The 13383-nt window shown below is 48.9% G+C and carries 10 protein-coding genes; 1 reads left to right on the forward strand and 9 read right to left on the reverse strand.

Features of this window, described 5'->3' with window-relative positions; translation table 11 throughout:
• Positions 1 to 32 precede the first annotated feature (32 nt).
• Positions 33 to 863 (reverse strand): amidohydrolase family protein, encoded by an 831-nt coding sequence (locus H8S75_RS04505; protein ID WP_349768864.1) that lies wholly within the window; start codon positions 861 to 863, stop codon positions 33 to 35.
• A 113-nt stretch (positions 864 to 976) separates the two neighbouring features.
• Between H8S75_RS04505 and H8S75_RS04510 the strand changes: the two genes are divergently transcribed.
• On the forward strand, positions 977 to 1654 hold the full coding sequence (locus tag H8S75_RS04510) for a cyclic nucleotide-binding domain-containing protein (protein ID WP_187019697.1): 678 nt from the start codon (positions 977 to 979) through the stop codon (positions 1652 to 1654).
• A 172-nt stretch (positions 1655 to 1826) separates the two neighbouring features.
• Here H8S75_RS04510 and H8S75_RS04515 read toward each other — a convergent pair whose 3' ends face one another.
• The 8 genes from H8S75_RS04515 to H8S75_RS04550 form a co-directional block, all read right to left on the reverse strand.
• Positions 1827 to 3659 carry a bifunctional metallophosphatase/5'-nucleotidase gene (locus H8S75_RS04515; protein ID WP_187019698.1) on the reverse strand — a complete coding sequence of 611 codons (1833 nt, stop codon included), beginning with the start codon at positions 3657 to 3659 and terminating at the stop codon, positions 1827 to 1829.
• Between the two features lie 193 nt (positions 3660 to 3852).
• Complete coding sequence (gene aspS / locus H8S75_RS04520; protein WP_002602177.1) at positions 3853 to 5643, reverse strand: aspartate--tRNA ligase; 1791 nt, start codon at positions 5641 to 5643, stop codon at positions 3853 to 3855.
• A 26-nt stretch (positions 5644 to 5669) separates the two neighbouring features.
• The gene (hisS, locus tag H8S75_RS04525) at positions 5670 to 6929 is read right to left on the reverse strand and encodes a histidine--tRNA ligase (protein WP_187019699.1); all 1260 of its coding nucleotides are present in this window, start codon (positions 6927 to 6929) and stop codon (positions 5670 to 5672) included.
• Positions 6930 to 7023: 94 nt separating this feature from the next.
• On the reverse strand, positions 7024 to 7173 hold the full coding sequence (locus tag H8S75_RS04530; protein ID WP_187019700.1) for a hypothetical protein: 150 nt from the start codon (positions 7171 to 7173) through the stop codon (positions 7024 to 7026).
• A gap of 106 nt (positions 7174 to 7279) precedes the next feature.
• Positions 7280 to 11860, reverse strand: a complete 4581-nt coding sequence (locus H8S75_RS04535) for a hemoblobin-interacting domain-containing protein (protein WP_187019701.1) — start codon at positions 11858 to 11860, stop codon at positions 7280 to 7282.
• Positions 11861 to 12136: 276 nt separating this feature from the next.
• On the reverse strand, positions 12137 to 12742 hold the full coding sequence (locus H8S75_RS04540; protein WP_242354504.1) for a hypothetical protein: 606 nt from the start codon (positions 12740 to 12742) through the stop codon (positions 12137 to 12139).
• 2 nt (positions 12743 to 12744) lie between these two features.
• The gene (locus tag H8S75_RS04545) at positions 12745 to 13068 is read right to left on the reverse strand and encodes a PTS sugar transporter subunit IIA (protein ID WP_002602172.1); all 324 of its coding nucleotides are present in this window, start codon (positions 13066 to 13068) and stop codon (positions 12745 to 12747) included.
• Between the two features lie 14 nt (positions 13069 to 13082).
• Positions 13083 to 13382, reverse strand: a complete 300-nt coding sequence (locus tag H8S75_RS04550) for a PTS sugar transporter subunit IIB (RefSeq protein WP_002602171.1) — start codon at positions 13380 to 13382, stop codon at positions 13083 to 13085.
• Position 13383 lies beyond the last annotated feature (1 nt).

A 13383-nucleotide genomic window follows, 5' to 3' on the forward strand; every position in this document is an offset into this window, starting at 1 on the left:
TGCGTTTGGCGGTGGCTGTACAGCCAGGTCAGTTACAGTTTGAGCAGCTTTGCTGCATTATTGTAAAAGAAATCCGGCTTTACGGATTCTTTTAAGCCGCAGTTTTCGTAAAACCTGGCTGTATCCATGATGTTGAGGATGGGATAGGCCGTGCCGAACAGCATCTGGTGCTTCATCAGCGTATTGGCCGCTTTAATATAATCCCCGCTTCCCGCTCCGGTTAATCCGTACATATCCGGAACAATGTAAATATTAGGTGAGTTAAATGCCATGGCCATCACCTCTAAGTGCCATGGCCAACCTCCATGGCCCACAATGATCTTCAAATCCGGAAAATGGTGCAGCACACTCCCCAACTGGCGTACCGTGTCCGGATCAACCACCGGCAGAAGCTTGGCGCTGTAGCTCACAAACAGGGCCAGATCCTCTTTTTCGAGTTTTTCATACATGGGAAATGCGATCGGATCATCGAAGGCATAGGGCTTCGGCTGATAGGTCGGCTCTATGCTCACTCCCCGGATATCCCACCGGTCTCTGCATCGGTCGATCTCGTAAAGAGCCTCATCCCCGTCGGTCGGATCGATGTAGGGAAAGATCATAAAACGTCCGGGATATTTCGCTGTAAGCGGAAACATTCCCTCGCTGTCCACTCCCAGATTCTTTCTTCCGGGAACGACTGAGATCTCAATGTCTGCCAGATCCATTTCTTTTACAAACTGCTCCAGATTTCCCGTGCGCTGTGAGTCGGAGACGGTCATATCGAATGCGTCTGCGAGTCGTGCAAAATGCGCCTGTTCGTTCTGGAACATGGTCAGATAATTTCCGTAGGGCGGGCGTACCCTGAAATCAATTTTCTTATACACGTTTGTACTCCTATACAAATATTCATATTAATTTTGCTTTACTTAGTATATAATAAAGGAAATGAAAAGAATATGAGATTTCTCACATTTTGGTGAATTTTAGGAGGTGCGAAATGAAGAGTGCAGAGAGCACTGCCGTGACGGACAGGATACTTAAGGAGCATGAGTTTGAGAGCCATTTTTCCTTTGATATCCGTCCTCATGTCCGTGTCACAGAGTATGAAAAGGGCGAATATATTATCCGCAACACCGATCAGCTGGCGAGGATTCTCTACCTGTTTTCTGGGACGGCGAAGCTGTATGGCTTCCATAAAAATGGCCGGCAGTCGCTGATTAATTTTTTTACGCCGTTCAGCCTCTTCGGCGTACCGGAGCTGTTTGAGGAGAACAAACGCCCCTATCCCCTGGTGGCACAGACGAGATGCCGCTTTATCGAGATCGATACAAAGGGCTGCCGCGCCGGACTTCTGCAGGATGCACAGTTTCTGAGGTTCTGCTGCAGCATGGCCTTAAAACAGAATGTGGCCCAGAACCGCAAATACATGAGCCTGACCGCCTATCCCAGCCGCAACAATTTTGCCGCCTGTCTCCTCCTTCTCCAGAACGGCGGACTGCTGTCTGTGAAATACACAGAGATTGCGGAGTACTTAACGATCTCCTACCGCCACCTGATGCATCTAATCTCCACCATGTGTGAGGAACAGATTCTGGAGCGTGTACCAAAGGGCGTCCGAATCCTGGACTGGGATAAGGTACGGGAGCTGGCGGAGGAGATACGGGAGGAGGAATAGATGGGGATGAAGACAAAGGCTTAAAGACGATTGATATATATTAAAAAGGCGGCTCACGAATTATAGATCGTGAGACCGCTCTTTTTATAATAAGTATTAATAAAGTCGCTAATGCGTCATTTTATGGTATTGATTTTATAACATTTTATTTGATGTCATTCATTCACTGATACTATTTTACCGTAATTCTTCCCTGGCCGTGCGGGTCGCCGTAATCAGCGCCTACATTGCCGCCTAAGTTTGTATTGATATATGCGGAAAGAATGTCCACATCCGTCATGACCTCGTCCCTTGTGATATTCGCACCTGCGAACATGGTCATTCCGTCACCGCCGGATTTCAGCATGTAGTTATGGGAAGCGACCGTATATGTCTTGTTTACATCCAGAGCTTCCGCCCCTACCTTGATATCGGTCACGCGGTAAGCGCCGCCAACTTTTATAAAGTTCCCCTTTTCATCGGTCTGAACCGTAGTCGGAACAGACGTATCGATGGTATAGGATAGTCCTGATACCTGAAGGAAGCCGCCGTTTTCATCCGGGCAGTTTCTGGAAGCCATCTCCAGAGCGTCCTTAATCTGCTGACCCTTCACTTCCACTACACATCCCATGTTGCCGTATGGGAATACTGCCAGTGTATCGTTATATGTAATATTGCCTGCCGCTATGTTGGCACGGATGCCCCCGCCGTTGGATAATCCGATATCGGCGCCCAGTACGTAGCGGTATGCATCAGCAGTCAGATCGCCCAGGTTCGTCTCGGCGCTTCGCACTGCGCGTTCTCCCGTCGCAGGATCGTTGACGGTCAAGTCCACGTCACTATGCCCCAGAACTGCTTTTAACGTCTCATTGTACTGCGCCTGAATTCCTTTGATGAACTGATCGGTGTCATAGTCCACATTTTTCCCGTCCTCCGTGACGGCACTTCCGCCTGGAAGAGTGAGCTGCATGCCGATCGTCAGCATATCAGGATTTTTAATCTTATCTCTGTTGGCATCGTAAATCTCTCTCCAGCGGTTATAGGATCCCAGTTCTCTCTTTGCAATTCTGCTTAAGGAATCCCCGGATTTCACCGTATACGCCCTCGAAGCGCCTCCTGCCTCTACCTTGGAGATCAGTTCTGTCGTGATTGTTCCGTCTTTTTTGATCGTCATCTTTCCGATATCCTGAAGCTTCGTACCAGTCTGCGTAAGCGTGATATCTTTTCCGTCCTTGTTCTTCACAACCTTAGAGGGAACCGTCTCATGAGAGTGGCCGTCGATCACAGCATCAATCCCGTTGGTATTCTTAATGACGCTGTCAGATGACCAGCGCTCGGTGGTTCCGTTTTCTCCCAGATGGCCGACGAGAATGACGTAATTGGCTCCATCCGCTCTGGCCGCGTCCACGCTGGACTGAATCCGGTCATAGAGCTTCTGTCCGCTCTCATCCTCACAGAAACTGTAGATATAGTTTCCGTTTGCATCCTGGAAATACGCCGGAGTGGATTTCGTAAAGCTTTCCGGTGTGCTGGCGCCTACGAGGGCAACCTTCGTATCTCCGTATGTCATCATCTTGTACGGGGCGAATACGGTCTGTCCTGTGCGCAGATCCAGGAAGTTACAGGAATAGTAGCCGCAGTTCAGTTTCCCCGCCAGTTCCAGGAAACGGGGCATACCGTAATCGAATTCATGGTTTCCAGGTATGGCGAAGTCATAGCCAACCTTATTCATGATATCGATTAAGTAGCCTCCATCGGAAAGCGTTCCGATGGGCGCGCCCTGAATGGCATCGCCGGCGTCCACGAGGACAACGTACGGTGTCTGCTCAAGCATCTGCTTCTTATAAAGCGCCAGCCCTGCATATCCGATGTTGTCATCAACGCCGCAGTGGACATCGTTGGTATACAGCACAACGATATCGTGGTCTGCCGCCGCCGCAGTAAACGACATGCCAGTGGCCAGGGACAGCACCATCAGCAGCGTGAGCCACAGAGACAGAAACCTTCTTTTTCCGCTTCTTTTCATTTCTTAAAGCCTCCTTTTTTACATTTTTTACCTTTAAGTTTATTATAACAGATAAATGTAAAATAAGGGTATTGTTTTCCTGTTTTTTTCTTATATTAGTGAAATAAGCTGACGGAATGACAAACAACAGCCCGCATCCTGGCGCCATTTCCGGCGCGAGATGCGGGCTGTCTGTATCTGTCTCTATTTCTTTTTATTCTTCTGTCTCTGCGATCTCAATGTACAGCTCTTCCAGCTGTTTTGGATCAACCGGCGCCGGTGCTTCTGACATCATGCAGGAAGCGTCCTTCACCTTAGGGAATGCGATTACGTCACGGATGCTGTCAGCACCTACCATGAGCATGACCACACGGTCGAGGCCGTAAGCCAGACCTGCGTGAGGCGGTACTCCGTATTTAAATGCGTCAAGCAGGAATCCGAACTGCTCCTGTGCCTGCTCCGGGGTGAAGCCCAGTACTTCGAACATCTTGGACTGGATGTCTCCCTGATGGATACGGACAGAGCCGCCGCCCATCTCGGTACCATTTAATACAATATCGTAGGCTTTTGCACGCACTGCGCCCGGATCGCTGTCGATTAAATGCCAGTCCTCGTCCATCGGCATGGTAAATGGATGGTGCATGGCAACGAAACGTCCCTGTTCCTCGGAATACTCAAGAAGCGGGAATTCCGTTACCCATAAGAACTTGAAGTCGTCCTTCTTCAGTAAATCCTGCTGCTTGGCCAGCTCAAGTCTTAAGTTTCCTAATACATCGAATACCACTTTATCTCTGTCAGCCGCAAAGAGGAGTAAGTCTCCCGGCTTTCCTTCCATGGCTTCCACTAATGCGTGAAGCTCATCCTCTGTCATGAATTTTGCAAAGGAGGACTTGTAAGTTCCATCCTCAGCTATGGCAATGTAAGCCAGTCCCTTTGCACCGAAGCCCTTTGCGAATTCCACCAGGGCGTCGATCTTCTTACGAGGCATGGCTCCCTGGCCGTCTGCATTGATACCGCGCACGGAACCGCCTGCTTCCAGGGCATTTTTAAATACTGCAAACTCGGAACCACGAACCACATCGGACACGTTCTTTAATTCCATGCCAAAACGCATATCAGGCTTATCGGAACCGAAGCGGTCCATCGCCTCGCGCCATGTCATTCTGGGAATTGGAAGTTCCAGATCAAAATTACAGATTTCCTTAAATAATCTCTTTAACAGTCTCTCATTTACCTCAAGGACGTCTTCCACGTCCACGAAGGACAGCTCCATATCGATCTGTGTAAATTCCGGCTGTCTGTCGGCGCGTAAGTCTTCATCACGGTAGCATCTGGCCAGCTGGAAATACCGGTCATAGCCGGAACACATGAGCAGCTGCTTATATAACTGCGGGGACTGCGGAAGCGCATAGAAGGCTCCCGGATGAACACGGCTCGGTACGAGATAATCTCGTGCGCCTTCCGGTGTGCTCTTAATCAAGGTAGGAGTCTCAATCTCGAAGAAGCCTTCCTCTGCCAGAAATGCTCTCGTGATGATCGCGACCTGGCTTCTGACCATAATATTTCTCTGAATATCAGGTCTTCTCAAATCAAGATAACGGTATTTTAAACGAAGTTCTTCCTTCGTCTTGCTGTTCTCCTCAATCGGAAATGGCGGTGTCTCTGATTCGGAAAGAACGCGAAGACTCTCTGCTCTGACCTCAATGTCACCGGTTGCCAGATTTTCGTTCACTCCGCCTGCACGCTTCTCCACGTGTCCGGTTACCGCAATTACGAATTCGCTTCTCAGCTTCTCAGCCTTTGCAAAATTCTCAGCGCCGCAGTCACTCTCCTCGAAGATAATCTGCAGAATACCGGAACGGTCTCTTAAATCCACGAAAATAATTCCGCCTTTATTTCTGCTCTTCTGCACCCAGCCCATAACGGTGACGGTCTCACCGGCATTGCTGCTCGTTACCTCTGTACATCTATGGGATCTTTTCAGTCCCAGCATTGATTCTGCCATAATGTTCCTCCAACTTAATCGTAATATTATTTCAAAGCTTCCCTGTAAAATTCCTTAAATTCGGTATAGCCTTCCTTCTGTAAATTCTCCTTCTGGAACTTCTTGTTCTTGTTCATCTGAGATACGAGAACGCAGACACCCTTTGCACGCTCGTCCATGGCCTCCTGAATAGCCGCTGTCATCACATCGGCACTGACGCCCTTTTCGATCAGAAATGCCTTCTTCTCCGTACTTCCCGGAACGGTAAAGCCCTCTTCCATCAGGATGGTAATGATTCTCTCGAAACCGATGGAGAAGCCGCAGGCCGGTGTCTCCATGCCGGTAAATTTGCCGATCATCTTATCGTAGCGGCCGCCGCCGCCAACAGATCCCGGGAACCCATCCACCTGAATCTCATAGATTGTGCCGGTGTAGTAGGACATTCCGCGCACCAGGGTCGGATCGAATATAATATCGAACTGACTGGTAGCGATACTGTTTACACTGTCCATAATGGCTGCCAGATTCTCTGTCATCTCGGGATCCATTACGTCTTTTAATGTCTCGCCGAGAGAACGTACCCCCGCCGCATCCGGTGTCACCGAACCGAACAGGGCTAAATACTGATCGATCTTCTCTTTCTCATAACCGGCTTCTAAAAGCTCGGCCGCAACGCCTTCCATGCCGATCTTATCCATCTTATCCAGAATGATAAACACCTGGTCAAAGGATTCCTCCGGGAAACCACAGTAGGACGCCATTCCCTTTAAGATATTTCTGTCATTGATGCGGACATGGTAACCCTTAAAGCCGACTTTGCCAAGAAGCGTGGTAGTTGCGAGAATCAATTCGATTTCAGCCAGTCTGGTCGGATCGCCCAAAATATCAATATCACACTGAACAAACTGACGGAATCTGCCTCTCTGAGGCTTGTCCGCCCTCCATACGCTGCCCATCTGAAGCGCCTTAAACGGCACTGGAAGCGTCGCCGCATTATTGGAGTAATAGCGGCATAACGGTACGGTTAAATCATAGCGAAGACCGCTGTCTGCCAGATCGTTCTCCGTCTCCGCGGTATCGAGGCGCAACTTGTCTCCACGCTTCATGATCTTGAAGATCAGTTTCTCATTATCGCCGCCCTGCTTGCTGGTCAGGTTTTCAATATGTTCCACACACGGGGTCTCGATGGAATTAAATCCAAATCCACCGTATGTCTCACGAATCTGATTCATTACATATTCCCGTACCGCCATCTCTGCGGGCAGGATATCTTTCATGCCGGTAACCGGTTTCTTTTTCAGTGCCATACGTCTCACTCCGTTATCATTTTATTCATTTCTTCCCTGTATTTCGCCGCTTTCGCGGGAATAACACGTCTTCTCTCTATTTTACTGGTCTTTTTTAGTTTTGCAAGCGATTTTTGAAATTTTTCTTCTTATATTCATAGATACGCTGCTGCAAACCAGTATTTTGAACACAGAACAGCCACTTATGCGCCGGATAAGGCATTTTCCCGTTGATTTTTGTGCGGAAACTGGCTGGTTCTTCCATTTTTCTATCTCATATACAAAAATATGCCCCTAAGACGATCATTTTATTTGAATCATCATCTTTAAGGGCATATTTCTAAGATTCATGGTATAAACTATTCAGTGCTCTACAGATTCCCGTCTACATCTCCTTCCTCTGGTGTTTCTGCTTTCTCAACTTTTCCATCTACGGATTCCGGCATCCCGGCTTTCTCACCTTCTTCATCTCCAGCTTCCTGTGTATCCACTTTCTCACCTTTTCCATCTTCCGTATCCGGTGTTTCTATTTTCTCTCCATCGGCCTCTCCGGTATCCGGTGTTTCTGCTTTCTCACCTTCTTCCTTTCCGGCTTCCGGCGTCTCTACTTTCTCGCCTTCTCCATCTCCGACTTCCGGTATTTCCACCTTTTCACCTTCTCCATCTCCGGCTTCCGGCGTTTCCACTTTCTCTCCTTCGCCCTCTCCGTTGTCCTTTCCATTCTCTGGAAGCTGGGCGCCGGTATTTTCTTCCTCTGCCGGATTATCCTTCGGCACCGTGACTGCTAAATCAGCCGAGTCAACCGCTGCGGACTTTTCTTCCACAGTGATGATAAATTCCTGCACCTCATAGCCATCCGCTTCGAGGGTCACAGTATTATCTCCTTCGCTGAAACCATCTGCGGACAGATCCAGATACTTCACTACACCATTTTCTCTGGTTGCTTTGAACGAGGTTTCAGAGTCATCATATATACCCATGGAAATTCTCGTATATGGCACGCCGTTAACCGATACTGTTAAAGCTTCATTTTCCAGATATTCCTTTGCCGCTTTTTCGTCTGTTGTATCAAAGACGACTCTGTAGTAATCCGCGTATAAAAAGGATTTTTCAACGTATTTATAAGACTTCATCTGCGGGGTCAGTTTCTCTGCTGTATTTTCATCTGAATCAATCGTGAACTCCAGCGTCTCATAGCCCTCGTTCTCGACTGTCACCTTATTTTCCGCCTCAGTAAAACAGTCCGAGGTCAGATCCAGATACTTCATCACTCCATTTTCTCCAGATACTTTAAATAACTGCTTATCACTGTCGGAGAAACTCATCGAGGTTCTCTGATACGTTTTACCATTGACCGTTACCTTTAAATCCCTGCTCTCCAGATATTCTTTCAATGAGTCTTCATCCTCTGCGAGGAAGCTCACCCGATAGTAACCTGAGGATACAAAAATGTCTTTCACAAGTTCATAGGATTCTATCTTCGGTGTCTCTTTTCTGCCTTCGGCGCTATCCTTTGCGTTGATGACAAATTCCAGCTTTTCAAATCCCTTCGCTTCCATAACTACGCGGTTCTCTTTTTCCGTAAATCCATCCGTCGACAAATCTAAATATTTCTCCACCGCGCTGCTGTCCTTGGACAGTTTATACGATTTGGTCTGATCGTCATAAAGCCCCGACAATACCTTCGCATATGGAGTTCCATTAACAGTCACTTTAAGATCTTTGCTATTTAAAAACTCTTTCAGCAATGCCTCATCGGAGGCATCAAATGTAACCCGATAGTAACTGCCTGACAGGAAACCGGCTTCCACGTACTCCTGCGCCTCCACTCCCGGTACCTTTTTGATTTCCTCTTCCTGACCGCCCTGATCCGCTTTCTTTTCAATGGTAAATTCCAGCACCTTTGGCGTATATCCTTTTGCCCTGGCTGTTACGGTATATTTTCCGGCATCTTCAAACAGTCCTTTCTGAAGGATAAATCCATAGTCGCTGCGGATGTAATTATCATCTCCTCCTATGGTGCCTTCTGTCTCCGACGTTACTATAGAACTGCTTCCATCCGGTCTCTTCAGTGTTATCCCCGTCAAATGCTTCATGAAATCACCGCGGATTTCTTTCTGCTCCTCATCGGATTCGCCGCAGGCTGCAATAACAGGAACGTCCTGTCCGGTATAATAAACAGATGCATCCTCCGACTCTTCTCCTGCCGCCGGATTGGGATTTACAAGAGATAATTCAAATATTTCCAGGGAACCGTCTACCTTTAAGACCACGTTTGCTGTCTGGTAGCCCTCTGCCGTCAAACGGAGGGTATGAGTCCCCTTGGTCAGCTGAAGCGTTCCTCCTGCGGTTCCTTTTGTTGTCGCGTAAATAGTAAGCGTACCTTCCGCCTCATCGTAAGAATACTGGCTGATATAATCATCGTTTCGCATCTGAACCGCATTGTCATCCAGATACAAAGCGGTCACAGCGGAAAGGTAAGCCGGATCTACACTGCACCTGATTACTATATCATTTCCGAGAGCGCCCTCTACCCCTTCCAGCTGAGGGGATTTCTTCCCAACGACATCGTTAAAACGGAATGCAGAACCGAGAAGGCCATCCTCAAGCACACGTTTGACCTGATATGGACGGTTTTTCGTCAATCCCGCTCCCATTTCCGCATATTCGCTGAAGGAAAGTGATTTTCCGTCTTCCAGCTTCGCATCCTTCACTGCGTTCAGATAGGAGATAAAATCGTACAGCTCCTCTGCTTCTCCATCCATCACGGAAACCGGTGTCATATCGGCCCAGCGTGAGAGAACCGTCTCGGAAGCCTGATTATCGATCCCAATCTCATTAAGAATCATGGCATTGGCGAGAAGATCCTGATCGAAGATCAGAAATGCATTTATATTGATGCTTCCAGACGAACCGGAGTCTCCTGAAGAACCGGAACCGCCTCCAAGGGAAGCGCTGGAAATCGCATCAATTCCATAGCTTCTCACCGATGCAAGCGTATTAAAGCCTGATCTCGACTCTCCGTCACGTATTTCCACAGACTTTGTCATGGTCTGATAGCCATTTGCATAAACCTTTACTTTATAAATTCCGTTTTCTTTTGTGACCTTTTCGTCCTCGGTGTTAGTGCCGCATATATGAAGCATATCACCGATTTCATACCATTCCGAGATTTCCTTCAGAGTCTTTACTTCTCCGGACGGAGTCGTTAATTCCACCCGGTATATGGGGGAAAGAATCTCTGTGCCGAATGTCTCGCCCTCTGGTCCTTTGATCACAAACGCAAAGCACTCCCCCGGCTTCGGACTCGTATTCAGAGTATTTAACTGCATGGTAAAAAGTCTGTTATCTACAAGATGTGCCGGTACCGTCATGGCAGCGCTGCTGTAATTGGAAGACAGATGAATCTGGACGCGTCCTCTCGAAAATAAATTCGACTGCGGCAGCTGGATCCGGATTATTCCTGTCTTGCCGTATGTACCTGATTCAGTCTGCTTTATATAGGACAGATTGTCGTTCAGTACGCTGTTTTCCGTATCAAGCGCCCGGACCGTTCCGAGTCCATTAAACCAGGCCGCCTGCGCCTCTGTCTTTAAGGACAGCTTCACAGTGATCTCTCCATCGCCTGACTCGTTATCAATCAATGCGTCCGGGACGTAATATTCTGCCGGTATCTCAGCTGGTTTTTCGTCCCGCTTTCCTGTCAAATCAAAGGTGGTACGCTTTGGTTCTTTGCGGACGTTACCATTGGCATCATACACGTCGAGATAATAGTCAAAACCGGAAACCGGACCATTGGCGAGAATCGCTGCAGGGGCGGAATCTGCGCTGCCGGATTCAGGGGCCGCTGTCGCTGCTTTATTTCCGATTCTTACCTGCTGCTCCTTATGGTCGCTCTTTCTTGCCACCGTAACCATCTCCGGATTTACTACAGTACTTTCCCATTTAACAACAGTTCCATCGTCGTCCACTCTGGTCAGTGACGCTGTAATATCCGTTCCATCAACAGAAACCGTATAGTCGTCAAGGGTTCCATTTTCAAAGGTAACCACAACGTACTGTATCCAGCCCAGGTCCAGAAGTTTCGTCTTCTGAGTGTTTACCAGAGCGGCTTCCGGTGTTGTCTGCCCCTCGTCGCCGCTGCCGGATCCCGAACCGGAATCGGTACCGTCGGTGTTTCCGTTGTCGCTGCCGCCGCTGTTTCCATCGCTTCCGCCGCTGTTTCCACTATCGCTTCCGCCGCTGTTCCCAATGTCGCTTCCGCCACTATTCCCACTTCCGCTTCCGCCGCTGTTCCCACTTCCGCTTCCGCCACTACTTCCACTTCCACCGCTACTACTGTCATTCCCCCCCGCAGTCCTCGCGTCCGCCGCCTTCTGCTCCGTCGAGGGAATTCCCCGGCCGGCCTCATAATGGACGGTGCCGTCTTTTTCGGTCCATCGGCCGTCGGCATTGGTCAGGAAACCGTCGGGTGTTGTCTCACCTGCATACATTCTTCCCGCACTGTCGCCGTCTGCTTCCTCAAAATAGTAACAGTGTCCGTCGATCCACTGCCAGCCGGTTACCGCGCTGCCGAAGCTCCCATCGTGAACCGTATTCATGAAAAACCAGTTCCGGTTCTCGTCCTGAAACCACCCGGTACGCATCCGTCCGGCTGTCCCATCCTTTTCCTGATTAAAATAGTAGTTTTTTCCGTCAATCTGCTGCCATCCGGTGCTCATCCCCCCGTCTGACGGATTGATATAGTACCATCCCGATTCCGTCTCAATCCAGCCGGACACGGCATTCCCCGACGACTCATAATATTTCCAGCCCCCGCTCTCATACTGCCATGTACCCTTTTTTATCTCCCCGGGTCCCGCCGCCCAGGCCGCCCCGGTCTGTGATATCATGCAGACCGCTGCCAGCACAGATATTGCTGTTTTTCGAACCAGTTTCTTTTTTAGCATCATACTTCCTCCTGTCTCTTTGATTAGTTGCAACTAACCATATGAAACAGTATATCATTCTGCCTTTCTGGCTGTCAACGGATGTGGTTAGTTTATACTAACCTTTTTTTATCAGTAACGCTCCGCGCTGTTCCTTAACCGGATCCGTCAGAGGATGAAAACAGGGCCATGTCTGCGGCTTTACGCCAATCAGACACAGCCCTGCGGCCTGCCGCCTCAAATGCCCCTGTCTCCCCGACACTGCTGCATTTAACACGGCTCAGCCCGCAATCTATCTTATCAATCTCTCCCCGAACTGTAAACAAATGCTCCCGGCACCGCCTTCGACGGGTCGTAATTCTCCAGGATCTTTCTGTAACGCTCCTTATATCCGTTATCCACGTCAAGCTGTGGAATCACCTTTGCACCTTCCTCAAAGAAATGGATTGAACCGCGTCCCATCTCCTGGCCGCGCCTTGTGTGCTTGTCCAGCGCCACATCCAGGATCTCCGGTACTTTGCCCATGGCCGCCTCTTTAATGATGATATTCTTTAAATAATCACTGGAACGGTCCTTCGTGCATGCGCAGAGAATTCTGATCGCATGGATAAAGAACATGGGCTGGTCGCCGTCGTCATAAGCGAACTTCTTTCTCATTTCATCTAAGGTATTGATCTTTCCTGCCGCGTCCAGATCTCCGAATCCGATGTCCTCCACAGAGATTGACAGCAGGCGGTGCCATACCTTTTCCAGTAAGGCCGGACCAGAGGTGTACAGCTCATACGCGTACTGACACGCTTCCTCCACCATTCCGCGGCGGATTGACTTCTGCAGACAGGAGATGATCTCATCTGCTGCAAAACCATTCTTTGTCGTGGCATTTGCCCATATCGTGTAATTTGCCATCCTCATGCTCCCTTCTGATTCGTATAGATTTCTATCAATTCTTCTACCAAAACGCGCACCAGCTCCGCCGACATGATCTGATCCTCTGCGTGAGACATTAACAGGGTGATCTGCGGCTCCAGGGTATTGACCTCTTTTAACAGGATCTCGCCGTGCTGCTCGTGAGCCTGGCGGTAGAACTGCTCGCCTTCCTTGATTCTCGGCTCCACAAGCTCCCAGTTTCCTTTTTTCGCCTCCTGCAGCGCCTGCATATAACAGGACTTGGCACAGCCGGCATAGGTCACGATCTGCATTGCACATTCCGATAATTTCGTAACATCAGCCATATTTTAAGCCTTTCTCATGATTTTTTTGCCAGTTCAATCGCAAAATCCAGGGCTTTATCGCCATCGGCCAGTGCATAAACCCTTGGTTCAATGCTTGCAACCGGTATATTTAAAATACTCTTTATGTTGTTTACCGCATAAACCAGCTGTGGTCCGACGAGACACACGTCCCACTTACCAATTTCATCACTGATTCCCGCATTTGGCACCGCCTCACAGGTAAGCTCCATATTCCGCTTCTCAGCCGCGTCCTTCATCTTTTTCATGATGATGGAACTGCTCATTCCGGCATTACAGCAAATTAATATTTTCATA

Origin of the sequence: Hungatella hominis (assembly GCF_014288005.1) — a bacterium.
GTDB classification, from domain to species: domain Bacteria; phylum Bacillota; class Clostridia; order Lachnospirales; family Lachnospiraceae; genus Hungatella; species Hungatella effluvii.

What these genes read in the sequence shown, in the direction of transcription:
- H8S75_RS04540 (WP_242354504.1), bottom strand. Translation starts at nt 12,742, where the DNA reads ATGGCAAATTACACGATATGGGCAAATGCCACGACAAAGAATGGTTTT.
- hisS (WP_187019699.1), bottom strand. Translation starts at nt 6,929, where the DNA reads ATGGCACTGAAAAAGAAACCGGTTACCGGCATGAAAGATATCCTGCCC.
- H8S75_RS04530 (WP_187019700.1), bottom strand. Translation starts at nt 7,173, where the DNA reads ATGGAAGAACCAGCCAGTTTCCGCACAAAAATCAACGGGAAAATGCCT.
- H8S75_RS04550 (WP_002602171.1), bottom strand. Translation starts at nt 13,382, where the DNA reads ATGAAAATATTAATTTGCTGTAATGCCGGAATGAGCAGTTCCATCATC.
- aspS (WP_002602177.1), bottom strand. Translation starts at nt 5,643, where the DNA reads ATGGCAGAATCAATGCTGGGACTGAAAAGATCCCATAGATGTACAGAG.
- H8S75_RS04545 (WP_002602172.1), bottom strand. Translation starts at nt 13,068, where the DNA reads ATGGCTGATGTTACGAAATTATCGGAATGTGCAATGCAGATCGTGACC.
- H8S75_RS04535 (WP_187019701.1), bottom strand. Translation starts at nt 11,860, where the DNA reads ATGATGCTAAAAAAGAAACTGGTTCGAAAAACAGCAATATCTGTGCTG.
- H8S75_RS04510 (WP_187019697.1), top strand. Translation starts at nt 977, where the DNA reads ATGAAGAGTGCAGAGAGCACTGCCGTGACGGACAGGATACTTAAGGAG.
- H8S75_RS04515 (WP_187019698.1), bottom strand. Translation starts at nt 3,659, where the DNA reads ATGAAAAGAAGCGGAAAAAGAAGGTTTCTGTCTCTGTGGCTCACGCTG.